Source organism: Franconibacter sp. IITDAS19, assembly GCF_023079515.1.
GTDB lineage: Bacteria > Pseudomonadota > Gammaproteobacteria > Enterobacterales > Enterobacteriaceae > Franconibacter > Franconibacter pulveris.
Map to the genome: position 1 here is coordinate 42,396 of NZ_JALJCP010000007.1, position 21,820 is coordinate 64,215.

The 21,820-nt window shown below is 58.6% G+C and carries 24 protein-coding genes; 20 read left to right on the forward strand and 4 right to left on the reverse strand.

All coding sequences use genetic code 11. The features are described from left to right. The first annotated feature begins 301 nt into the window (after nt 1–301). The 5 genes from glyA (at nt 302) to MT962_RS16325 (ending at nt 4,871) form a co-directional block, all read left to right on the forward strand. The gene (gene glyA / locus MT962_RS16305; RefSeq protein WP_024558767.1) at nt 302–1,555 is read left to right on the forward strand and encodes a serine hydroxymethyltransferase; all 1,254 of its coding nucleotides are present in this window, start codon (nt 302–304) and stop codon (nt 1,553–1,555) included. A gap of 58 nt (nt 1,556–1,613) precedes the next feature. Next, nucleotides 1,614–1,976: a MerR family transcriptional regulator gene (locus MT962_RS16310; protein WP_048888597.1), complete on the forward strand. Its 363-nt coding sequence runs from the start codon at nt 1,614–1,616 to the stop codon at nt 1,974–1,976. Nucleotides 1,977–2,033: 57 nt separating this feature from the next. Next, nucleotides 2,034–2,435 (forward strand): carboxymuconolactone decarboxylase family protein, encoded by a 402-nt coding sequence (locus MT962_RS16315; RefSeq protein ID WP_247366062.1) that lies wholly within the window; start codon nt 2,034–2,036, stop codon nt 2,433–2,435. A gap of 84 nt (nt 2,436–2,519) precedes the next feature. Beyond that, complete coding sequence (locus MT962_RS16320; protein ID WP_024558764.1) at nt 2,520–4,175, forward strand: methyl-accepting chemotaxis protein; 1,656 nt, start codon at nt 2,520–2,522, stop codon at nt 4,173–4,175. Nucleotides 4,176–4,310: 135 nt separating this feature from the next. After that, entirely contained in the window at nt 4,311–4,871 is a 561-nt protein-coding gene (locus tag MT962_RS16325) for a thioredoxin (RefSeq protein ID WP_247366063.1), read from the forward strand. Between the two features lie 73 nt (nt 4,872–4,944). On the opposite strand, the gene MT962_RS22310 is transcribed toward MT962_RS16325, so the two are convergent. Further along, nucleotides 4,945–5,058 carry a type II toxin-antitoxin system RelE/ParE family toxin gene (locus MT962_RS22310; RefSeq protein WP_348773188.1) on the reverse strand — a complete coding sequence of 38 codons (114 nt, stop codon included), beginning with the start codon at nt 5,056–5,058 and terminating at the stop codon, nt 4,945–4,947. Nucleotide 5,059: 1 nt separating this feature from the next. Beyond that, the gene (locus tag MT962_RS22250) at nt 5,060–5,218 is read right to left on the reverse strand and encodes a type II toxin-antitoxin system RelE/ParE family toxin (protein WP_235147566.1); all 159 of its coding nucleotides are present in this window, start codon (nt 5,216–5,218) and stop codon (nt 5,060–5,062) included. A gap of 132 nt (nt 5,219–5,350) precedes the next feature. Here MT962_RS22250 and MT962_RS16335 point away from each other — a divergent pair, with 132 nt between their 5' ends. Next, nucleotides 5,351–6,490, forward strand: a complete 1,140-nt coding sequence (locus MT962_RS16335) for a 3-phenylpropionate MFS transporter (protein ID WP_024561716.1) — start codon at nt 5,351–5,353, stop codon at nt 6,488–6,490. Here MT962_RS16335 and csiE read toward each other — a convergent pair. Next, entirely contained in the window at nt 6,487–7,770 is a 1,284-nt protein-coding gene (gene csiE / locus MT962_RS16340; protein WP_247366064.1) for a stationary phase inducible protein CsiE, read from the reverse strand. The two genes, MT962_RS16335 and csiE, sit on opposite strands and share 4 nt — an antisense overlap. A gap of 124 nt (nt 7,771–7,894) precedes the next feature. Between csiE and MT962_RS16345 the strand changes: the two genes are divergently transcribed. Beyond that, nucleotides 7,895–8,542 (forward strand): DUF1007 family protein, encoded by a 648-nt coding sequence (locus MT962_RS16345; protein ID WP_247366065.1) that lies wholly within the window; start codon nt 7,895–7,897, stop codon nt 8,540–8,542. Then, on the forward strand, nt 8,533–9,507 hold the full coding sequence (locus tag MT962_RS16350) for a nickel/cobalt transporter (RefSeq protein ID WP_247366066.1): 975 nt from the start codon (nt 8,533–8,535) through the stop codon (nt 9,505–9,507). The genes MT962_RS16345 and MT962_RS16350 overlap by 10 nt, the downstream gene beginning before the upstream one ends. A 92-nt stretch (nt 9,508–9,599) precedes the next feature. Here the strand turns inward: MT962_RS16350 and suhB are convergent, their stop codons facing one another. After that, entirely contained in the window at nt 9,600–10,403 is an 804-nt protein-coding gene (gene suhB, locus MT962_RS16355) for an inositol-1-monophosphatase (protein ID WP_024558758.1), read from the reverse strand. Between the two features lie 121 nt (nt 10,404–10,524). On the opposite strand from suhB, the gene trmJ reads away from it, so the two are divergent. From trmJ to MT962_RS16415, 12 genes are all read left to right on the forward strand, one after another. Further along, nucleotides 10,525–11,259 (forward strand): tRNA (cytosine(32)/uridine(32)-2'-O)-methyltransferase TrmJ, encoded by a 735-nt coding sequence (gene trmJ / locus MT962_RS16360; RefSeq protein ID WP_024558757.1) that lies wholly within the window; start codon nt 10,525–10,527, stop codon nt 11,257–11,259. Between the two features lie 126 nt (nt 11,260–11,385). Beyond that, nucleotides 11,386–11,874, forward strand: coding sequence for a Fe-S cluster assembly transcriptional regulator IscR (iscR, locus tag MT962_RS16365; RefSeq protein WP_024558756.1), 489 nt, complete (start codon nt 11,386–11,388; stop codon nt 11,872–11,874). Nucleotides 11,875–11,996: 122 nt separating this feature from the next. Continuing rightward, nucleotides 11,997–13,211 (forward strand): cysteine desulfurase, encoded by a 1,215-nt coding sequence (iscS, locus tag MT962_RS16370; RefSeq protein ID WP_024558755.1) that lies wholly within the window; start codon nt 11,997–11,999, stop codon nt 13,209–13,211. A gap of 26 nt (nt 13,212–13,237) precedes the next feature. Then, nucleotides 13,238–13,621 (forward strand): Fe-S cluster assembly scaffold IscU, encoded by a 384-nt coding sequence (gene iscU, locus MT962_RS16375; protein ID WP_024558754.1) that lies wholly within the window; start codon nt 13,238–13,240, stop codon nt 13,619–13,621. 13 nt (nt 13,622–13,634) lie between these two features. After that, nucleotides 13,635–13,958, forward strand: coding sequence for an iron-sulfur cluster assembly protein IscA (gene iscA, locus MT962_RS16380; protein WP_024558753.1), 324 nt, complete (start codon nt 13,635–13,637; stop codon nt 13,956–13,958). Nucleotides 13,959–14,038: 80 nt separating this feature from the next. Next, nucleotides 14,039–14,554 (forward strand): co-chaperone HscB, encoded by a 516-nt coding sequence (gene hscB, locus MT962_RS16385; RefSeq protein WP_024560287.1) that lies wholly within the window; start codon nt 14,039–14,041, stop codon nt 14,552–14,554. 15 nt (nt 14,555–14,569) lie between these two features. Next, nucleotides 14,570–16,420, forward strand: coding sequence for a Fe-S protein assembly chaperone HscA (hscA, locus tag MT962_RS16390; RefSeq protein ID WP_247366067.1), 1,851 nt, complete (start codon nt 14,570–14,572; stop codon nt 16,418–16,420). Between the two features lies 1 nt (nt 16,421). After that, nucleotides 16,422–16,757 carry an ISC system 2Fe-2S type ferredoxin gene (fdx, locus tag MT962_RS16395; RefSeq protein WP_024558750.1) on the forward strand — a complete coding sequence of 112 codons (336 nt, stop codon included), beginning with the start codon at nt 16,422–16,424 and terminating at the stop codon, nt 16,755–16,757. 11 nt (nt 16,758–16,768) lie between these two features. Continuing rightward, complete coding sequence (gene iscX, locus MT962_RS16400) at nt 16,769–16,969, forward strand: Fe-S cluster assembly protein IscX (RefSeq protein WP_024558749.1); 201 nt, start codon at nt 16,769–16,771, stop codon at nt 16,967–16,969. A 67-nt stretch (nt 16,970–17,036) separates the two neighbouring features. Further along, a complete protein-coding gene (gene pepB, locus MT962_RS16405) occupies nt 17,037–18,323 on the forward strand; it encodes an aminopeptidase PepB (protein ID WP_247366068.1) in 1,287 nt (428 codons plus the stop codon). A gap of 105 nt (nt 18,324–18,428) precedes the next feature. Next, complete coding sequence (gene sseB / locus MT962_RS16410; protein ID WP_024558747.1) at nt 18,429–19,205, forward strand: enhanced serine sensitivity protein SseB; 777 nt, start codon at nt 18,429–18,431, stop codon at nt 19,203–19,205. Nucleotides 19,206–19,671: 466 nt separating this feature from the next. Beyond that, nucleotides 19,672–21,789, forward strand: coding sequence for a M48 family metallopeptidase (locus MT962_RS16415; RefSeq protein ID WP_247366069.1), 2,118 nt, complete (start codon nt 19,672–19,674; stop codon nt 21,787–21,789). Nucleotides 21,790–21,820: the final 31 nt, after the last annotated feature.

Sequence of the window (21,820 nt, forward strand, 5' to 3'; positions counted from 1 at the left end):
AGAAATATCTATAAGTTGTATTTTAAATGCATCTTATAAAAGGTCTCCCTGCCGTGTAAAGGGTTTTTCTCTTTACAGGCGAAACGGGGCGGGATGTTGAGAAATCTGCATCACAAAGCTGAAAAGAAATCGTGATTCACTGGCTTGACTAAAGCGCGGCAGGGCCTTGTCCTGCGGCATGCCAAACGTTTGCGTAAAAATCTTTGTCAATACCGGTCAGGCGGTTTACACTGTTGCGCGTTGCCTGCAAGGGCCCTTCAAAATGCAGTAAATTTACCGTTAGCTGAGTCAGGAGATGCGGATGTTAAAGCGTGAAATGAACATTGCCGATTATGATGCCGAACTTTGGCAGGCGATGGAGCAAGAGAAAGTACGTCAGGAAGAGCACATTGAACTGATCGCCTCCGAAAACTACACCAGCCCGCGCGTAATGCAGGCTCAGGGCTCTCAGCTGACCAACAAATATGCCGAAGGCTATCCGGGCAAGCGCTACTACGGCGGCTGCGAATATGTCGACATCGTTGAGCAACTGGCTATCGACCGCGCGAAAGAACTGTTTGGCGCAGACTACGCCAACGTCCAGCCGCACTCTGGCTCCCAGGCGAACTTCGCGGTCTACACCGCGCTGCTGCAACCGGGCGATACTGTGCTGGGTATGAACCTGGCGCAGGGCGGCCACCTGACGCACGGCTCTCCGGTTAACTTCTCCGGCAAGCTCTACAACATCATCCCTTATGGTATCGATGAGTCCGGTAAAATTGACTACGAAGACATGGCGAAGCAGGCTAAAGAGCACAAGCCGAAGATGATCATCGGCGGCTTCTCCGCTTACTCCGGTATCGTTGACTGGGCGAAAATGCGTGAAATCGCCGACAGCATCGGCGCGTACCTGTTCGTTGACATGGCGCACGTGGCAGGCCTCATTGCCGCAGGCGTTTACCCGAACCCGGTTCCGCATGCGCACGTTGTGACCACCACCACGCACAAAACGCTGGCGGGTCCGCGCGGCGGTCTGATCCTCGCCAAAGGCGGCAGCGAAGAGCTGTACAAAAAACTGAACTCTGCGGTGTTCCCGAGCGCGCAGGGCGGCCCGCTGATGCACGTTATCGCGGCGAAAGCGGTGGCGCTGAAAGAAGCGATGGAGCCGGAGTTCAAAACCTACCAGCAGCAGGTTGCGAAAAACGCCAAAGCGATGGTGGAAGTGTTCCTGAACCGTGGCTACAAAGTGGTGTCTGGCGGTACTGAAAACCACCTGTTCCTGCTGGATCTGGTAGATAAGAACCTGACCGGTAAAGAGGCGGACGCCGCGCTCGGCCGCGCCAACATCACCGTTAACAAAAACAGCGTGCCGAACGATCCGAAGAGCCCGTTTGTGACTTCCGGTATCCGTATCGGTTCTCCGGCGGTAACCCGTCGCGGCTTCAAAGAAGCGGAAGTGCAGGAGTTGGCTGGCTGGATGTGCGACGTGCTGGACAATATCAACGACGAAGCGACCATTGAGCGCATCAAGCAGAAAGTGCTGGATATCTGCGCGCGTTTCCCGGTTTACGCATAAGCGTTATTGCAAAACAGAGGCCGCCTTGTGCGGCCTTTTTTATTGGTCTGGAGGCGATATGCGGATACAGGCATTTGCTGAACTCACCGGTCTTACGGCGCATACCCTGCGCTACTATGAAAAGCTGGGATTACTGGTTCCGGGGCGCAACGCGGCGGGCCACCGCGACTATCGCCAGAGCGACATCGACTGGGCGGCGTTTATCCGACGGCTCAAAGCGACGGATATGCCGCTTGAGGAGATCCAGCGCTATGCCGCGTTGCGAAGCCAGGGCGAGGGTACCGCCGCCGAGCGTCGCGCCTTGCTGGCGGAGCATGCCGAAAGGCTGGAGCGGCGACTGGCTGAGCAGGTCGTTCATCTGGAGCGGCTGAAGGAAAAGATGGCCTGGTACGACCGGGAGCTTTTAAAAAACCGCGCTTGACCTGGAGTTTACTCGAAGGTTTACCGTTGTTCTTATCAACACCATGAGGAGAACAACATGACTGCATCACGTTATGAAACGGGCCTGGCGCGCCTGACGGAAATCGACGGCACCGCAGGAGAAAAGGTCATTGCCGCGCTGGCCGACATCGCGCCGGATCTGGGCCGCTACGTTATTGAATACGGCTTTGGCGATGTTTACAGCCGCCCGGGACTGGATCTAAAAAGCCGGGAGCTTGCCACCGTCGCCGCGCTTACCGCACTTGGCCACGCGCAGCCGCAGCTGGCGGTGCATCTTCACGCCGCGCTTAATGTGGGCTGCACGCGGGAAGAGTTGATTGAGGTTATTATCCAGATGTCGCTTTACGCCGGGTTTCCGGCGGCGCTGAATGCGATGTTTACCGCAAAAGCGGTTTTTCAGGAACATGACCAGAACAGAAGTCAGACCACAGTTCCATAACAAATCGTTACAAGTTCCCGTCTCCCTGCCGATAACCGGGTGGAAGGCCTTCGGGCCACACTCCTTTCAGGCAGGGAATTGATTATGGGTTTGCTCAAAAATTTTTCGATACGTTCAGTCATGCTCGCCGTGCTGGGGTTGTTCTGCCTGCTATGGCTGGGCGTCGGTCTCTACAGCGCGTACTCGCTTTCGCAACTTGGCAAGGGTAACGAGGTGGATCGTGAACTGGTGACGCAGATGAGCGTGCTCAGTAAAGGTAACGATCAGTATTTTCGCTTCGTCACGCGGCTTTCCCGCGTGATGGAGACGAAAGCTGCTGGCGGCTCGCCCGATGCCAGCGCTTTTGCCCCGGCGCAACAGGCGCTGGAGGGGATGACGAAGCAGCTTGAGACGTTTAAACGCCTCTCCCCCGGACCAATGGATGTCGCCGTCTCGCAGCAGACCATCAATAACTGGCAGAAACTGCTGGACGAAGGGGTTGCGCCACAAATGAAGCTCGCGCGGGAAGGCACGCTTGAGCAGTATCGCGCGCAGGCGAATAACGTTACGCCAGCGTTGAGCCGGGCTTTCGGCGCGGCGGCGGAAAAGTTCACCGCCACGGCCAGCGCCCGCCTTGACGAGGCGCGCGTGCGGGTGGATTCACTCACTCAGATGACAAAAGCCATTATTATCGTCGCGGTGATTATCGGCCTGCTGTTGCTGCTGCTGACCGACCGCTATCTGGTTGTCATGCTGGTGAAGCCGCTCGATCGCATTCGCCATCACTTCCGTCTGATTGCCGAAGGCGATCTCAGCCAGCCGGTGCAGGAGATGGGCCGCAACTGCGTAGGCAAGCTTGTGCCGCTGTTAACGGCGATGCAGGACAGCCTGCGCGAGGCGGTAAGCGCCATTCGCAGCGGTAGCGAGAATATCTGGCGCGGCGCGGCTGAGATTTCAGCGGGCAATAACGATCTCTCTTCGCGTACTGAAGAGCAGGCCTCGGCGCTTGAAGAGACGGCCGCCAGCATGGAACAGCTCACCGCTACGGTAAAACTCAACGCCGATAACGCTCGCCAGGCAAGCGATCTTGCGCAGACCGCCTCGACCACCGCCAGCAAAGGCGGCACGCTGGTCGGGAGCGTAGTGAGCACCATGGAAGGCATTTCCGGCAGCTCGAAGAAAATTGCGGATATCACCAGCGTCATCAACAGCATCGCTTTTCAGACCAACATTCTGGCGCTGAACGCGGCGGTGGAAGCGGCGCGCGCGGGCGAGCAGGGGCGGGGCTTCGCCGTCGTGGCGGGCGAAGTGCGTAATCTCGCCAGCCGCAGCGCCGGAGCGGCAAAAGAGATTGAAACGCTGATTGCCGATTCCGTCGGCCGCGTGGAAGAGGGCTCTCGTCTGGTGAATGAAGCGGGCGCAACGATGACGGAGATCCTGAACGCGGTGAACAATGTCAGCACCATCATGAAGCAGATAGCCTCCGCTTCAGAAGAACAGAGCAAAGGGATTTCGCAGGTCGGCACGGCCATCGCCCAGATGGATAGCGTAACGCAGCAGAACGCTTCGCTGGTGGAGCAGGTCTCCGCCGCCGCCGCCGCGCTGGAGCGCCAGACGGACGAGCTGCAAAGCGCCGTGCGTAAGTTCCGCCTCTCATCAGGCGAGCAGAAAACCGCGCAAAGCGCGCCAACGCCTGCCGTTAAGCCAGCCCCCGTCGCGGCGACTAGCGTGAAGCGCACCGACGACTGGGTCGCTTTCTGACAAAAAACGCCCTGCTTAGCGCAGGGCTTTTTTATGCGAAGGCCAGAGTGCAGGGTCAAAGAGGGCAGGTGAATCCGGCGGTTACGTGGTAAGGTGCTGGCACACAAACCCGTCCTTCTGCAAACAGGAGTTCGCATGAACGCAACAACGACACTGCACGGTGCGCCGCTGGAGTGGGGCCACGGCCCTCGCGTATTTGAAGTCTTCCTTGAGCCGACCTGTCCTTTTTCAGTCAAAGCGTTTAACAAGCTTGAAGCGCTGCTTGACCACGTTGGTGAAGACAAAGTTACGGTGAAAATTCGCCTGCAGTCGCAGCCCTGGCACCTGTTTTCCGGCGTTATTGTGCGCTATATCCTCGCGGCCTCCACGCTGCCGGAGGGCAAAGCGGCAGCCTGGAAAGTGATGAAAGCGGTAGGCGATCATCGTGAAGAGTTTGAGTTTACCGACCACTGCCGCGGCCCGAATATGGACGTCACGCCACATCAAATTATGCAGCGCATTGAGCGCTACAGCGGCGTGAACGTAGATGAGCCTTTCGCGCGCGCCGAACTGCAACAGCTGATTAAATGGCACTGCAAGTACGCCCGCCAGAACGGCATCCATGTGTCGCCCACTTTTATGGTCAACGGCCTGGTGCAGCCTGATTTAGGCAGCGGCGATGATATCAGCGTCTGGGCTGAGCGCATCCTGGCCTGAGAAAAATCATTCACGCCTGGCTTTATCCAGAATGAAAACCATGCCGGAAGGAGGTTTCCTCCTTCCGCTCTGTTCAGGGATATTCTCTGCGCGTATGCAGCACGCGCAAGATTTCTGTTTGCAGCTCCGATTCTCTGTAAATCAACACGTAATGTGGATGGACTACCGCGTCGCGGGTGCCGGGCACTCTACCGGAGCGATAAAGGAAGGGTGAGAGGTAGGCTATCGGCAACCCGCATCATCTGTTCCAGCAATTTTCTGCTTGCTACGGGGTTCTGTTGCTCGATGTAATCAAGGATATTGGCCAAATCGTTTAGCGCCTGTTCTTTCCATGTAATCCGCCGCACTTTATTTCCTTAATTCAGCTTCCCTTAACTGACGTCCCGATCACCTTACTTCTGTTAATGTTAAAACAATGTTACGTCTTGCGCGACAGCCGATATCCCGCCAGGCTATCGCCTCCGCAACGGGAGGGACTCATGGTTTTGCACTCAACGCGCTGGCTTGCGCTTAGCTATTTCACTTACTTTTTCAGCTACGGCATCTTTTTGCCCTTCTGGAGCCTGTGGCTGAAGGGGGTAGGGCTGCCCCCTGAAACCATCGGTCTGCTGCTTGGCTCAGGGTTAATCGCCCGTTTTCTTGGCAGCCTGCTGCTGGCGCCGCGGGTAAAAGACCCCGCCCGGCTGGTATTTGCCTTGCGGGTACTGGCGATGCTGACGCTGCTTTTCGCGGTCGGCTTCTGGCTGGGGCATGCCACCGCCTGGCTGCTGCTGGTGATGGTCGGCTTCAACCTCTTTTTCTCGCCGCTGGTGCCGCTCACCGACGCGCTCGCCGGTACATGGCAGCGCCAGATAACCATGGATTATGGCCGCGTGCGCCTGTGGGGGTCGCTAGCGTTTGTTATCGGTTCGGCGCTGACCGGCAAGCTGGTCAGCCTGTTTGACGCGCAGGCTATTCTGGCGCTGTTAACTATCGGCATCGCTTCCATGCTTATCGGCATGCTGTTGCGCCCTTCGGTGATGCCGCAAGGAGAAGCGCGCGTGCAGGAGACGGCGGGCTGGCAGGCGTGGCGCAGGTTGATTGGCGAAAGCTGGCGTTTTCTCGCCTGCGTGTCGCTGTTGCAGGGGGCGCACGCCGCCTATTACGGCTTCAGCGCCATCTACTGGCAGGGCGCGGGCTATTCCGCTTCTGTGGTGGGCTATTTGTGGTCGCTTGGCGTGGTGGCGGAGATTGTCATCTTCGCGCTGAGTAAAAAGCTATTCAGCCGTCTGAGCGCCCGCGACCTGCTGCTTATCTCCGGCGTGTTGGGCATTATCCGCTGGTCGCTGATGGGCTGGACCACCGCGCTGCCGTGGCTTATCGTCGCGCAAATTCTGCACTGCGGCAGCTTCACGATTTGCCACCTGGCGGCGATGCGCTATATCTCAGCGCGCCAGGGCGGCGAGGTTATTCGCCTGCAGGCGGTATACTCTGCCGTGGCGATGGGCGGCGGTATCGCGGTGATGACCATGTTTGCAGGCTACCTCTACCAGCATTTACAGGGCGGGGTATTTTGGGTAATGGCGCTGGTGGCGCTGCCGGCTCTCGTTCTGCGCCCGAAAGTGGCAGCGCGCGCTTAATGTTCTAAAAGTTCGCGGATACGCTGCCGCTGATGGTCGCCGAGCGGCATTTCAGCGGCGTGGATCAGCGGCGGCGAGAAAAGCGGCAGCGAAGTGGTGTAAGGCGTGACGATAAGCGCGACCTCTTTAGGCGCGCCCTCCTGCTGGAAGGCGTGGAGCGTCAGTCTTTTAATATTAAGCGGCAGCAGGGTAAGTTCGCGCAGCTGTTGCTCAAGCTCCATCTCCAGCGCCTCGTTATTGCCGGTCAGCAGCAATACCTGCTTCTCCTGCAGATCGCTCTCCTGCATCAGCCAGGCGCCGAAAATCACCGCCACCAGCCCGACCTCTTCATCTGAAAACGTCACGCCATACTCTTCTTCAAAGGTTGTAAACGCATTGCGCGTGGTGCGCATCAGGCGCGGATAAAGCCGGGTTATCTCTTCAGGCAACGTATTATCGATACCGATGCCGAACAGACTGCGATCGAGCGCCTGGCAAAGATGCACGTAAAGCTGGTCCGCCAGACCTTGTTCGTCGCTGAACGCCATGCCGGAAAGTTCGCGAAAACGGGCTATCATGCCCCTAATCGCTTCGCGCAGCCGCAAATCCTGCGGGTGGCAGTCGCGCAGCGGATCGGGCGTGCGCAGCATCATAAACAGCAGCGCCAGAAAACAGTGCTCGTTAATATGGGGCGCCTGCGCCACGCGGCGCTGCCAGTGGCGCACGATCTCCTGCGCCGCCAGATATTCGGCGCGCATGCGCATCCACATCAACTGCGGCTCCGAAAACTCCGGCGTTTGCCCGTAATGGTGCTGGACCAGGCAATATTGCAGATAAAGGCGCAGGAATTCGCGGTCGCGCGTTTCAAACTGGCGATTCAGCCTGCGGGCACAAAGGTTGACGAGCGCATGTAAATTCGTATCGTCATACAGCGCCTTCGCGATGCCGTGCTGTCTGAGCTCGCTTTTCAGCGCAGGGGTAAAGTTGTGCTGAACAAAGTCCGGGCACAAACGAAGCGCCCGGCGCAGCCAGTGCAGCAGACAGAGCCTGCGATCTAACGCGGTGCCTTCTATCCGGTAGCTGCCGTCTTGCTGGGTGATGATGTTAAGCCGGTGGTAACGCTGGATTTCGTCGCTGGTTTCGGCAATATCCTGGCGGGCGATGGCGCCATCCACACCGTTGACGCGGCCGACGATTTCGGGCGTCACGGTTTGTCCCGGCAGGTAAAGCATCAATAATACCTGGCAGCGGCGCTGCGGACTGGAAAGCACAGATGGTGGTGGGGCGAGAAGAGTCATCATCCGTTTAGTCCAGTGGGTCATTTTACTGCTAAGGATAGCCAAAGGATTTTTCGCTGTTATGGACAGCGGAAAGTTTCATCGCGGAATTCTGGCTGGCTCACAGAATTTTTCGCCAGAGGGGATCATGAAGAAAATATTACACCGCTTATACATAACGATGTCTTTACTGGTCATGCTTTCGGCTGAGCCAGCCCTGGCGCACCCACACAGCTTTATCTCTATGAAAACGCAAATTATCGCCGGGCAGGGCCAGATTACTGCGCTGCAAATGCGCTGGATGATGGATGAAATCACTTCAGCAGACTTATTGTATGACGCCGGAGAAGCGAAACCGGACTCACCGGTCTGGAAACGGCTGGCGGCGGAGGTGATGGCGAACGTGCTGACGCAACATTATTTCACGGAATTCTGGCATAACGGTGAGAAAGTAAAATTCGCCGCCCGGCCTTCCGCCTACAGTTTGTCACGCGAAGGGCACCAGGCGGTGCTTGAGTTTACCTTGCCGCTGGCGCGTTCTCAGCCGCTTGCCGGGCAACGCTACCTGTTCTCAACTTTCGATCCCAGCTATTTTGTCGACATGAGCTATGAAAACGATAACGAGGTGCTTTTGCCGGATGAACTGAAGGGCGCCTGCAAGGTCGCCGTGAAAACGCCGAAACCGGACGCCGCCGTGCAGGCTTTCGCGCTGTCGCTCGATAAAGCGGACGCCCCGCCGGAAGAGATGGCGCTCGGCAAACAGTTCGCCCAGCAGGTGACGCTGCAATGTCAGTGATGGCGACTTCTGGAAAAAAACGCCGCTGGGCGCACCTCTGGCCGCTGGCGCTCTTTCTTCTGCTGATGCTGGCGGGCGGCTTCTGGCTATGGCGGGCATGGCCGCAGGTGATGATGGAAAGCGCCCTCTGGCAGCGCAGCGTGAACCGCGAGCTGAGCGGGCTGTTGCAGCAGGTAGCGCAAAACCCGTCGCGGGCGGGCGTTTCGCTGCTGGCTTTCAGTTTTCTTTACGGCGTGCTGCATGCGCTGGGGCCGGGGCATGGCAAAATCGTTATCACCACCTGGCTTGCCACCCATCCTTCGCGCCTGAAACGCAGCCTCGGTTTAACCCTCGCCTCGTCGCTTTTACAGGGACTGGTGGCGATAGGGCTGGTCGTCGTGGTGCTGACGCTTCTCGCGCTCCCGGCGCGACAACTTCATCTGGGCAGTTACTGGCTGGAGAAGGGGAGCTATCTGCTGGTAGGGGGGCTTGGCGCGATGCTCTGCTGGCGAGCGGTTAAGCGGCTACGCAGGCTGCTGCGTAAGCCAACGTTCAACGCTTTCACGCCCCATCATGTGCACAGCGAGACCTGCGGTTGCGGGCATCAGCACCTTCCTTCGCCAAATCAGCTGGAGCGCGCCGATGACTGGCGCGCAAGGTTGATGGTCGTGCTCTCGATGGGCATGCGTCCCTGTTCCGGCGCGATTATGGTGCTGCTGTTCAGCAAGGTGATCGGCGTGTTTGGCTGGGGGGTTGCGGCGGCGCTGGCGATGGCGGCGGGCACGTCGCTGACTATCTCGGCTATCGCGCTGTTTGTGCATAGCTTTCGCCAGCTTGCGGTGCGGCTTGGCGGCGGCGCGCCGCCGCTGTGGCGTCAGACCGGATGGGCGACGCTTGCCCTGGCGGGCGGCGTGGCGCTGGTTTTCGCCGCGCTGGTAATGTGGATGAGCGCGCAGCCGCCAGGGCAGGGGCTGCGGCCGTTTTAACGGTTTCCCCGCCGTTTTTCAGGCAACAAAAAAGGCAGGCCGCTTTCGCGGACCTGCCTTTTCGTTTAAGCGGAAAATCGCCTGAAACGGAATTAACGCTTCAGCGCTTCGCTCAGCTCTTCGCGCATGCCCGCCAGCAGCGCTTTCACTACGCGCGGGTTGCCTGCAACGATGTTGCCGGAGCTCATGTAGTTGTGGCCGCCGGTGAAATCGCACACCAGGCCGCCCGCTTCACGCACCAGCAGTTCGCCGGCGGCGAAATCCCACGGCTTCAGGCCGATTTCGAAATAACCATCCACGCGACCGGCAGCAACGTAAGCCAGGTCCAGCGCAGCGGAACCGGTGCGGCGGAAATCGGCGCACTGGGTAAAGAGTTTAGTGACGATGTTCATATAAGCCGGCGCATGCTGCTTGGCTTTGAACGGGAAGCCGGTCGCCAGAATGGTGCCGTCGAGGTCGCGCGCGCTGCCGCCGCGCAGACGGTAGCCGTTGAGCTGGGCGCCCTGGCCGCGTACCGCGGTGAAAAGTTCGTTGCGCATCGGGTCGTAAACCACGGCGACTTCGGTGCGGCCTTTAATGCGCACGGCGATGGAGACCGCGAAATGCGGCAGACGCTTAACGAAGTTGGTGGTGCCATCCAGCGGATCGATAACCCATTGAATATCCTGCTCGGTGCCGGCGTGTTCACCGCTTTCTTCGGTGATGATGGTGTGTTGCGGATAGGACTGGCGAATGGTGTCGATAATTACGCGTTCTGCGCCTTTATCGATGTTGGTAACGAAATCATTGCTGCCTTTCTGGCTGGTTTCTACGGCGTCCGGGGTTTCGTAGTTTTTGGCGATAAAGTTTCCGGCCTTGCGCGCAGCACGCACGGCGATGTTGAGCATCGGATGCATCAGGTTTCTCTCACTGGATGTTAAAGAACGGGAAAACGGCGCGGAGTATAGCAGAGGGTTCGGATTATGTCTCAGGTTTATGATAGGATGTCCCAATATTCTTTATTCGTACAGAATCGCTATGCTGGAAAATATTCGTATCGTGCTGGTGGAGACCTCTCATACCGGCAACATGGGCTCGGTCGCCCGCGCCATGAAAACCATGGGCCTGACCAACCTCTGGCTGGTTAACCCGCTGGTGAAGCCGGACTCCCAGGCCATCGCGCTCGCCGCAGGCGCCAGCGACGTCATCGGCAATGCAACGATTGTAGACACGCTTGATGAAGCGCTTTCCGGCTGTAGCCTGGTGGTGGGCACCAGCGCGCGCTCCCGCACGCTCCCCTGGCCGATGCTCGACCCGCGCGAATGCGGCCTTAAGAGCATTTCAGAAAGCCAGCACGCGCCGGTGGCGCTGGTGTTTGGCCGCGAACGCGTGGGGCTGACCAACGAAGAGTTGCAGAAATGCCATTATCACGTCGCCATTGCCGCTAACCCGGAATACAGCTCGCTTAACCTCGCCATGGCGGTGCAGGTCATCGCTTATGAAGTACGCATGGCCTGGCTTGCGACTCAGGAAAACGCGGCGGCGGAACACGAAGAAACGCCATACCCGTTAGTTGACGATCTGGAGCGTTTTTACGGCCACCTGGAGCAAGTGCTGCTGAAAACCGGCTTTATTCGCGCTAACCACCCCGGTCAGGTGATGAACAAATTGCGTCGCCTGTTTACCCGCGCACGCCCGGAAAGTCAGGAACTTAACATTCTGCGCGGCATTCTTGCCTCCATTGAAAACGGCGATAAAGCGAAGCCGGAATAGTTGAGTAAAATACCAGGGTAAATAGTTGACCAAATTACTCGGGAATGTCAGACTTGCGCCTGCTATGCAACACCCATATGACAATAATCCCCCGCTTCGAGGGGCGTGTTTGAGGTTAAGTAAGACATGAGACTGACATCAAAAGGGCGCTATGCCGTGACCGCAATGCTGGACGTTGCACTTAACTCCGAAGCGGGCCCGGTTCCGTTGGCTGATATTTCCGAGCGTCAGGGCATCTCCCTGTCCTATCTGGAGCAGCTGTTTTCCCGTCTGCGCAAAAATGGCCTGGTGGCCAGCGTACGCGGTCCGGGCGGCGGTTATCTGCTTGGTAAAGACGCAAGCAGCATCGCCGTCGGCGAAGTGATTAGCGCCGTTGACGAATCTGTCGACGCGACCCGTTGTCAGGGCAAAGGCGGCTGCCAGGGCGGCGACAAGTGCCTGACCCACGCGCTGTGGCGCGACCTCAGCGACCGTCTGACCGGTTTTCTGAACAACATCACCTTAGGTGAACTGGTGAACAACCAGGAAGTGCTGGACGTTTCTGACCGTCAGCATAACGATGCCCATCGCCCGACCCGCGCTCAGGACGCCATCGACGTCAAACTGCGTGCGTAAGTAAGTTAAAAAAACTACAGGTATTCAGAACCCGGCCGGGGTGTCCGAACACTCCGTCGGTATCGGCTTTTATCCAGCCAGCCGCCGGGTTTACGTATTGAGATGTACGGAGCATAAGAGCAATGAAATTACCGATTTACCTCGACTACTCCGCGACCACGCCGGTTGACCCGCGCGTCGCCGAGAAGATGATGCAGTTTTTGACGATGGACGGCACGTTCGGTAACCCGGCGTCCCGTTCTCACCGCTTTGGCTGGCAGGCGGAAGAGGCGGTTGATATCGCCCGTAACCACATTGCCGACCTGGTTGGCGCAGACCCGCGTGAGATTGTCTTCACCTCTGGCGCGACGGAATCTGACAACCTGGCTATCAAAGGCGCGGCCAATTTCTATCAGAAGAAAGGCAAGCACATCATCACCAGCAAGACCGAGCACAAAGCGGTGCTGGACACGTGCCGCCAGCTGGAGCGCGAAGGGTTTGAAGTGACCTACCTCGCCCCGCAGAGCAACGGCATTATCGATCTCAAAGAGCTCGAAGCGGCGATGCGTGACGACACCATTCTGGTCTCCATCATGCACGTGAACAACGAAATCGGCGTGGTGCAGGATATCGCCACCATCGGCGAAATGTGCCGCGCGCGCGGCATCATCTACCATGTGGACGCGACCCAGAGCGTGGGCAAACTGCCTATCGACCTGAGCCAGCTGAAAGTGGATCTGATGTCCTTCTCCGCTCACAAAATTTATGGCCCGAAAGGCATCGGCGCGCTCTACGTTCGCCGTAAGCCGCGCATTCGCATCGAAGCGCAGATGCACGGCGGCGGTCACGAGCGCGGCATGCGTTCCGGCACCCTGCCTGTTCACCAGATTGTCGGCATGGGCGAAGCTTACCGCATCGCCAAAGAAGAGCTGGAAAGCGAGATGGCGCGCCTGCGCGGTCTGCGTAACCGTCTGTGGAACGGCATTAAAGATATCGAAGAAGTTTACCTGAACGGCGACCTCGAGCAGGGCGTACCGACCATTCTGAACGTGAGCTTTAACTACGTGGAAGGCGAGTCGCTGATCATGGCGCTGAAAGACCTGGCCGTCTCTTCCGGTTCCGCCTGTACCTCGGCGAGCCTGGAGCCGTCCTACGTGCTGCGCGCGCTGGGCATGAACGACGAGCTGGCCCATAGCTCTATCCGTTTCTCTTTAGGTCGTTTTACTACCGAAGAAGAAATTGATTACACCATCGAGCTGGTTCGTAAATCCATCGGCCGTCTGCGCGACCTTTCTCCGCTGTGGGAAATGTTCAAGCAGGGCGTGGACCTGAACAGCATCGAATGGGCGCATCATTAATCGGTATCCGACGGGAGAAATAAAACATGGCATACAGCGAAAAAGTTATCGATCACTACGAGAATCCGCGCAACGTCGGTTCTTTTGACAACAACGACGAAAGCGTCGGTAGCGGCATGGTCGGCGCGCCGGCCTGCGGCGACGTGATGAAGCTGCAGATCAAAGTCAACAATGAGGGTATCATTGAAGACGCGCGCTTTAAGACCTACGGCTGCGGCTCCGCTATTGCTTCCAGCTCCCTTATCACCGAGTGGGTGAAGGGCAAATCCCTGGACGAAGCGCAGGCTATCAAGAACACCGACATCGCCGAGGAGCTTGAGCTTCCGCCAGTGAAAATTCACTGCTCTATTCTTGCGGAAGACGCCATTAAAGCCGCGATTGCGGATTACAAAAGCAAACAAGCCAAATAATTGAGGTTGTAGTATGTCGATTACCCTTAGCGATTCCGCCGCCGCGCGTGTGAATGCCTTCCTTGCCAACCGCGGTAAAGGGTTTGGCCTGCGTCTTGGCGTGCGCACGTCTGGCTGCTCTGGCATGGCCTATGTGCTGGAATTTGTTGATGAACCCCAGCCGGAAGACCAGGTGTTCGAAGACAAAGGCGTAAAAGTGGTTGTCGATGGCAAAAGCCTGCAATTCCTCAACGGCACTCAGCTGGACTTCGTTAAAGAAGGCCTCAACGAAGGGTTTAAGTTTACTAACCCGAACGTAAAAGATGAGTGCGGCTGCGGCGAAAGTTTCAACGTCTGATACCACGACCCGCCCTGATGACCCCACCGCCCGACCGGGCGCGTGGGGCATTGCTTTACCACGCTGACCCCGAGACCGTTATGGATTACTTCACCCTCTTTGGGTTGCAGCCTGGCTTTGCGCTCGACAGTGAACAACTGGCGGCGCGTTACCAGGAGCTGCAACGTCAGTATCATCCCGATAAATACGCCAGCCGTCCGCAAGCCGAGCAACTGGCGGCCCTCTCGCAATCCGCCACCATCAATCAGGCCTGGCAAACGCTGCGCCACCCGCTGACCCGCGCTGAATATCTGCTTTCGCTCCACGGCTTCGACCTGGCAAGCGAGCAGCACACCGTGCGTGATACGGCATTCCTGATGGAACAGCTGGAGCTGCGCGAAGAGCTGGATGAGATTGAGCAGGCGAAAGATACCGAGCGTCTCGAGTCGTTCATGCAGCGGGTGAAAGGCATGTACAACACCCGCCATCAGCAGATGGTGGCGGAGCTGGACAGCGAAGCGTGGACGCAGGCGGCGGACACCGTGCGCAAACTCCGTTTTCTCGATAAACTGCAAAGCCAGTCAGAACAACTCGAAGAAAAGCTGCTCGATTTTTAATTCTGGAAGCTCAACATGGCCTTATTACAAATCAGTGAGCCGGGCATGAGTAGCGCGCCGCACCAGCGTAAGCTTGCGGCGGGCATCGACCTTGGCACCACCAACTCGCTGGTGGCGACGGTTCGCAGTGGGCAAACCGAAACCCTGGCGGACCACGAAGGCCGCCATCTGCTGCCCTCCGTTGTGCATTATCAGCACCAGGGCCACACCGTGGGCTGGGAAGCGCGCGCACAAGCCGCCAGCGACCCGGTCAACACCATCAGCTCCGTTAAGCGCATGATGGGCCGCTCCCTTGCCGATATTCAGGCGCGCTATCCCCATCTGCCGTACCACTTAACGGCAAGCGAAAATGGCCTGCCGATGATCAACACGCCTGCCGGGCTGCTGAATCCGGTGCGCGTCTCCGCCGATATCCTCAAAGCGCTGGCTGAACGCGCGCGCGAAGCGCTGGCGGGCGAGCTTGACGGCGTAGTGATCACCGTTCCCGCTTATTTTGACGACGCCCAGCGCCAGGGCACCAAAGACGCCGCCCGCCTCGCCGGGCTGCATGTGCTGCGCCTGCTAAACGAACCTACCGCTGCGGCCATCGCCTATGGCCTCGATTCGGGGCAGGAAGGGGTGATCGCGGTTTACGATCTTGGCGGCGGCACGTTTGATATCTCTATCTTGCGCTTAAGCCGCGGGGTGTTTGAGGTGCTGGCGACCGGCGGTGATTCCGCGCTCGGCGGCGACGACTTCGACCACCTGCTGGCGGATTTCATTCGCGAACAGGCGGGCCTCACGGACCGTACCGACAACCGTCTCCAGCGTCAGCTTCTCGACGTCGCCATCGCGGCGAAAATTGCCCTGAGCGACGCCGAAACCGCAGAGGTCGAGGTGGCGGGCTGGCGGGGCAGCGTCACCCGCGAGCAGTTCAACGCGCTTATCGCGCCGCTGGTGAAACGCACGCTGCTGGCCTGCCGCCGCGCGCTGAAAGACGCGGGCGTAGAGGCACACGAGGTGCTGGAAGCGGTGATGGTGGGCGGCTCCACCCGCGTGCCGCTGGTGCGCGAGCGCGTGGGCGAGTTTTTCGGCCGCACGCCGCTCACCTCTATCGACCCGGACAAAGTGGTCGCTATCGGCGCGGCGATTCAGGCGGATATCCTGGTCGGCAACAAGCCGGACAGTGAAATGCTGCTGCTGGACGTGATTCCGCTGTCGCTCGGTCTTGAGACCATGGGCGGTCTGGTGGAAAAAGTCATTCCGCGCAACACCACCATCCCGGTCGCCCGCGCTCAGGAGTTCACTACTTTTAAAGACGGGCAGACCGCCATGGCTATCCACGTCATGCAGGGCGAGCGCGAGCTGGTGCAGGATTGTCGGTCGCTGGCGCGCTTTACGCTGCGCGGCATTCCCGCGATGCCGGCAGGCGGCGCGCATATCCGCGTCACCTTCCAGGTGGACGCCGACGGCCTGCTGAGCGTCACCGCGATGGAAAAATCCACCGGTGTGGAAGCGTCTATTCAGGTGAAGCCTTCTTACGGTCTGACCGACGGTGAAATCGCCGCCATGATTCAGGATTCCATGAGTTTTGCCGAGCAGGACGTGAAAGCGCGCATGCTGGCCGAGCAGAAAGTGGAAGCCGCCCGCGTGCTGGAAAGCCTGGAAGGGGCGCTGAAAACCGACGCCGCGCTGTTAAGCGCCGCGGAGCGTCAGGCGGTTGACGAGGCGGTAGCGGCACTTCGCGCCGCCGCCCTTGGCGATGATGCCGACGCCATTGAACACGCTATTAAAAATACAGACAAACAAACCCAGGAGTTTGCCGCTCGCCGTATGGATGCTTCTATCCGTAAAGCGTTGAAAGGCCACTCCGTGGACGAGGTTTAATATGCCAAAGATTGTTTTTCTGCCTCATCAGGATCTCTGTCCCGATGGCGCAGTTCTGGAAGCGAAGAGCGGTGAAACCATTCTTGACGTTGCGCTGCGCAACGGCATAGACATTGAGCACGCCTGCGAAAAATCGTGCGCCTGCACCACCTGCCACTGCATCGTGCGCGAAGGTTTCGACTCGTTGCCGGAAAGCAGCGAAGACGAAGACGACATGCTGGATAAAGCCTGGGGGCTTGAGCCGGAAAGCCGCCTGAGCTGCCAGGCGCGCGTCACCGATGAAGATCTGGTGGTCGAAATGCCGCGTTACACTATCAACCATGCTCGCGAGCACTAACCGGGGGTAGTATGGGACTGAAATGGACCGACAGCCGCGAAATCGGCGAGGCGCTGTACGACAGCCGCCCGGATACCGATCCGAAGACTGTGCGTTTCACCGATATGCATCAGTGGATCTGCGAGCTTGAGGATTTCGATGACGATCCGAACGCGTCTAACGAAAAAATCCTCGAAGCGATACTGCTGGTCTGGCTGGACGAAGCAGAATAACGAAACGGGCTGCCTCTGGCGGCCCGTTTTTACGTTTTAACCATGAGCCGACTATAAGGACAATAAGATGACCGAAGCCATGAAAATCACCCTTTCCACCACCCCCGCCGACGCCCGCTGGGGTGAAAAAGCCGCTTACAGCATCAACAACGAAGGCATTACCCTGCATCTGACCGGCAAGGACGACCTTGCGCTTATCCAGCGCGCGGGGCGTAAAATCGACGGCCAGGGGCTGAAGCACGTGGAACTGGCCGGCGAAGGCTGGGACGTGGAGAAAAGCTGGGCTTTCTGGATGGGCTATCGCGGGCCGAAAGGCAAGCGTACGGTGAACTGGGCGAAGCTTGACGACGCCCAGCAGCAGGAGCTTACCAGCCGCCTGAAAATCATCGACTGGGTGCGCGATGTTATCAACGCCCCGGCAGAAGAGGTAGGGCCGGAGCAACTGGCGCAGCGCGCGGTCGATCTGCTGGCGGACGTTGGCGGCGAGCGCGTGACTTATCGCATTACCAAAGGCGAGGATCTGCGCGAGCAGAACTACCTTGGCCTGCATACCGTAGGCCGTGGTTCAGAGCGCCCGCCGGTGCTGCTGACGCTCGACTTCAACCCGACAGGGGACAAGAGCGCGCCGGTTTACGCTTGCCTCGTGGGTAAAGGCATTACGTTTGACTCCGGCGGCTACAGCATCAAGCAGACCGCCTTTATGGATTCGATGAAGTCGGACATGGGCGGCGCGGCGCTGGTGACCGGCTCGCTGGCTTTCGCTATCACCCGCGGCCTTAACAAGCGCGTGAAGCTGATCCTCTGCTGCGCGGACAACATGATCAGCGGCAACGCTTTCCGCCTGGGCGATATCATCACCTACCGCAACGGCAAAACCGTTGAGGTGATGAATACTGACGCCGAAGGCCGCCTGGTGCTGGCGGACGGGCTTATCGACGCCTCAGCCCAGAAGCCGGAGCTTATCATCGACTGCGCCACGCTGACGGGCGCGGCGAAAACCGCGCTCGGCAACGATTACCACGCGCTGTTTAGCTTTGACGACGCGCTGGCGGCTCGCCTGCTGGAGAGCGCGAACGCTGAAAACGAAGCCTTCTGGCGCCTGCCGCTGGCAGAGTTCCATCGCAGCCAGCTGCCTTCCAACTTCGCCGAGCTGAACAACACGGCGGGCGGCGCTTACCCGGCGGGCGCCAGCACGGCGGCGGGTTTCCTGTCGCATTTTGTTGAAAATTATCAGCATGGCTGGCTGCATATCGACTGCTCCGCCACTTACCGTAAGGCTGCGGTAGAGCAGTGGGCGGCTGGCGCCACCGGCATCGGCGTGCGCACGCTGGCGAACCTGCTGACCGCAGAGTAACGTTCCAGGCGGGCGGCGTTGCGCTGACCCGCTGCGGAAAATGCCGCTATTCCTGTGGCGAGAGGCATGACCCCTCGCCGTTAATAAACAGACGATTTAAACCTTATGTCCGAAACCAAAAACGAACTTGAGACCCTGCTGGAAAAAGCGGCCACTGAACCCGCGCACCGGCCCGCATTTTTCCGCGTCCTGCTGGACTCCACCGTCTGGGTGCCGGGCGAAGCGGCGCAGGGCGAGGCCATCGATGCCGACAGCGCGGTGGATTTGCAGCACTGGGAAAAAGAAGACGGCGCGTCCGTTATTCCGTTTTTCACCTCGCTTGAAGCCATGCAGCAGGCGGTGGATTACCAGCAGGCGTTTGTCATGATGCCTGCGCGCCAGCTTTTTGAAATGACCCTTGGCGAAGCGCTCTTTCTGAACGCGAAGCTTCCAACCGGCAAAGAGTTTACGCCGCGTGAAATCAGCCATCTTATCAGCAAGGAAGGTGATGCAGTCAGCAGCCAGGAAGTGCTCGAAGGCGGTGTTTCGCTGCTGCTCTCGGAGGTCAACGAGCCGCCGGCGCAGATGATTGATTCGCTCACCACGCTCTTTAAAGAGATGAAAACGGTGAAACGGGCATTTCTCTGTTCTATCAAAGAGCAGGCGGATGAACAGCCGAACCTGCTCATTGGCATCGAGGCGGAGGGCGATATCGATCCGGTGATCCGCGCCGCGGGCAGCGTGGCGATGGATACGCTGCCAGGCGATGAGCCGGTGGATATATGCCAGGTCAAAGAGGGCGAGAAGGGAATAAGTCATTTTATGATTGCCCATATTACGCCGTTTTATGAACGCCGCTGGGGCAGTTTCCTGCGCGACTTTAAACAAAACCGTATTATTTAATTTCCGGGGCGGCAGACATTGCCGCCTTTTTATTTCCCGCCATGGCGCCGTTATTTATTCTCTTCATCAAGACAAATTCTGGTAGGCCCCTGTTCATCCTCTCTTTGCTAAGCTTGCCCGCTGCTGAGTCCCTCCTGTTTCGCTGTTTAGTTTAGCGCCCGCAACCGGGGCGCAGCAGGGACTGGCATACCTTAGCTTGCGCTTGCGCAACGGCATCGCCGTTATCCAGCGCGTTTTAACGCGTGAATGCTGTTCACATTTATTGGCCTGTTGAGAAACGCGCCGCGTAACGTTAACGGCAAGGCGGGCCTCTGGAAACGTTAGGGCGTTACTGAAAACCTGATTTTAACCCACAGGCCCCTGAGAGGGCCGTGGTCTCAATGCGTCTGCCAGGCGGCAGGCGTGGTTAACGGCGCGGGCAAGGCGCTCGCCCTCTATGGCTAAAACAAGGAAAACGGATATTACGATGAACAGGAAGAGCCTTATCTATCTCTTTTTGGTGCCGCTGCTGATTGCCTGCTATGGCCTCTGGCAGCACTACCGGGTAAGCGACATTACCGGACGCGTCGATTTTTCAAACGCCCTGATCCAGACAGCGAACGAGGCGTTGCAAAAGGACAGCAATGCGGTGGTGGAATTCGCCGCTGACGGCGAAAACTATCGCATGCCGGCGAAAGAGCTCATCACGAATGAACGCCAACTGCAAAACCAGTACGCCAGGGAAATTATGCTGGCCCAACTGCAAAGCAAACTGGCGGACCTGGCCGTAGGCCTGGCGCTGTTGTGCATTGTGCTCAATGCCGGCGCGCTTGCTCTGTGTCGGCGCAGCGTAAACGTGGCGAAGCGCTCTCAGGACGACCTGGTGCGCGCTTTCGACCGCTGTCGCAAACTGCTGCCGTGGCTGATGGTCTCGCAGATTGTTATCTGCGGGCTGGCTTTCTTCTGCGCTGTGGTTTACGAAACGCTCTGGTTCGGCACCCATTTCAAAATGAACGCGGGCGGCATCAAAGTGATGTTTTTCGCGCTTATGGTGCTGTTCGGTATTTTGTGGGTGCTCTACAAGAGCCTTGGCAGCCTGAAGCAGTGTTTTACTTTGTTCCAGCCGGAGCCGCACGAGGTGGCAGGCCATAACCTGACCCGTGAGCAGGCGCCGGCGCTGTGGCAGTGGGTGGAGTCGCTGGCGCAGCGTCTTGGCGCTATCGTGCCGGATAATATCGTGGTCGGTCTGCTGGAGGGCTTTTATGTGACGGCTAACCCCGTACAGCTGGAAGATGGCCCGCTGCTGAAAGGGCAGACGCTTTACTTCCCGCTGACCTGGGCGGCGCTCATGGATAAAGACGAACTGAGCGCCGTCGTCGGGCACGAGCTGGGCCATTTTGCAGGGCAGGACACGCTCTACAGCCTGCGCTTTGCGCCGCTCTATGCGGGCATCAGCCACAGTATTGAAACCATGGTGCTTAACCAGCGCAACGCGCCCGTGCTGGACCATGTCATCCTTTATCCTTCGCTGCACATCGGCATTCAGTTCATTCAGCAGCTTCACGAAACGGTAAGCCACTGGAGCCGCATCCGCGAGCATGAAGCCGACGCCGTCGGCGCCCGCGCCAGCTCTCCCCGCGCGCTTGCCGCTTCGCTGCTGCGTATCTCCGCTATTGGCGAAGCGCAGAATCGCGTCTTCGAGGCTTTCTTTAACGGCAAGCTGCAGAGCGACAACCTGGTGGAAAACGTGATTGACGATCTGCGGGTCAACGGCTTTAGCGACCCGCAGCACTATCTTGAGAGCGAAACGGCGCACCCGACCGACAGCCACCCGCCGAGCCGCAAGCGCATCGAAACGCTGGGCTGCCCGCTGGATGCCTCGCTGCTGGCGCAGGCTACCCGTCCGGCTGAGGATGCCTGGCAGAGCCTGACGCCGCTTCTGCCTCAGGCCGCGGCGATGGCGGCGCAAATGACCCGTGAGCTGGATGGCAAGGCCACGCAGCATCGCGAAGCGTTCCGTCGCGAACTGGAAGAAGTGGTGGAGCAGGCGGGCGAATCGGTCACGTTGTATACCGGCAACAAGGTCTATGTCGTCGGCGGCTTTCTGGCGATTATTCTGTTCGTCGCGTCGTTTATTCTGCTCACCCAGCTTGGCTTCAATTATCTGGGCGAACCTAACCTGAATATGCTGGCTGGCGGCGCGGCCATGGGCGCGCTGGGACTGCTGGCGTGCTGGTCGCTCTGGCAACAGTGGCGTAAGCGCCATACGCCGTTCCTGACCCTGACGCCGCAAGCGCTACGCTGCCGCCAGTTCACCGCCGATATCCCGCTTAACGCGATAGAGGATTTCAAGGTGCAGAACATGAACGACACCATCACCGTGACGCTCATTTGCAAGCAAGGTTATGAACTGCCGCGCGCCGTGGGCGGCTGGTGGAAAAACCGCACCCGGGTGCAGCGCAGCAAAAACCAGCTGATGTTTACCTGGATAGGCAAGCTGAAAGGCGAAGATAAAAAGGCCTATTCTACTGAAACGCTGCTGGAGCTGTTCATCCGCAACCTGAACGCGATTCACGCTCGCGAAGCGCTGAACAACTTTAAGTAATGCTCCCTTCGGCGCGGCCAGTGTGCCGCGC

Coding starts and splice junctions, on each gene's coding strand:
- glyA (WP_024558767.1), top strand. CDS start 302: ATGTTAAAGCGTGAAATGAACATTGCCGATTATGATGCCGAACTTTGG.
- MT962_RS16310 (WP_048888597.1), top strand. CDS start 1,614: ATGCGGATACAGGCATTTGCTGAACTCACCGGTCTTACGGCGCATACC.
- MT962_RS16315 (WP_247366062.1), top strand. CDS start 2,034: ATGACTGCATCACGTTATGAAACGGGCCTGGCGCGCCTGACGGAAATC.
- MT962_RS16320 (WP_024558764.1), top strand. CDS start 2,520: ATGGGTTTGCTCAAAAATTTTTCGATACGTTCAGTCATGCTCGCCGTG.
- MT962_RS16325 (WP_247366063.1), top strand. CDS start 4,311: ATGAACGCAACAACGACACTGCACGGTGCGCCGCTGGAGTGGGGCCAC.
- MT962_RS16335 (WP_024561716.1), top strand. CDS start 5,351: ATGGTTTTGCACTCAACGCGCTGGCTTGCGCTTAGCTATTTCACTTAC.
- csiE (WP_247366064.1), bottom strand. CDS start 7,770: ATGATGACTCTTCTCGCCCCACCACCATCTGTGCTTTCCAGTCCGCAG.
- MT962_RS16345 (WP_247366065.1), top strand. CDS start 7,895: ATGAAGAAAATATTACACCGCTTATACATAACGATGTCTTTACTGGTC.
- MT962_RS16350 (WP_247366066.1), top strand. CDS start 8,533: ATGTCAGTGATGGCGACTTCTGGAAAAAAACGCCGCTGGGCGCACCTC.
- suhB (WP_024558758.1), bottom strand. CDS start 10,403: ATGCATCCGATGCTCAACATCGCCGTGCGTGCTGCGCGCAAGGCCGGA.
- trmJ (WP_024558757.1), top strand. CDS start 10,525: ATGCTGGAAAATATTCGTATCGTGCTGGTGGAGACCTCTCATACCGGC.
- iscR (WP_024558756.1), top strand. CDS start 11,386: ATGAGACTGACATCAAAAGGGCGCTATGCCGTGACCGCAATGCTGGAC.
- iscS (WP_024558755.1), top strand. CDS start 11,997: ATGAAATTACCGATTTACCTCGACTACTCCGCGACCACGCCGGTTGAC.
- iscU (WP_024558754.1), top strand. CDS start 13,238: ATGGCATACAGCGAAAAAGTTATCGATCACTACGAGAATCCGCGCAAC.
- iscA (WP_024558753.1), top strand. CDS start 13,635: ATGTCGATTACCCTTAGCGATTCCGCCGCCGCGCGTGTGAATGCCTTC.
- hscB (WP_024560287.1), top strand. CDS start 14,039: ATGGATTACTTCACCCTCTTTGGGTTGCAGCCTGGCTTTGCGCTCGAC.
- hscA (WP_247366067.1), top strand. CDS start 14,570: ATGGCCTTATTACAAATCAGTGAGCCGGGCATGAGTAGCGCGCCGCAC.
- fdx (WP_024558750.1), top strand. CDS start 16,422: ATGCCAAAGATTGTTTTTCTGCCTCATCAGGATCTCTGTCCCGATGGC.
- iscX (WP_024558749.1), top strand. CDS start 16,769: ATGGGACTGAAATGGACCGACAGCCGCGAAATCGGCGAGGCGCTGTAC.
- pepB (WP_247366068.1), top strand. CDS start 17,037: ATGACCGAAGCCATGAAAATCACCCTTTCCACCACCCCCGCCGACGCC.
- sseB (WP_024558747.1), top strand. CDS start 18,429: ATGTCCGAAACCAAAAACGAACTTGAGACCCTGCTGGAAAAAGCGGCC.
- MT962_RS16415 (WP_247366069.1), top strand. CDS start 19,672: ATGAACAGGAAGAGCCTTATCTATCTCTTTTTGGTGCCGCTGCTGATT.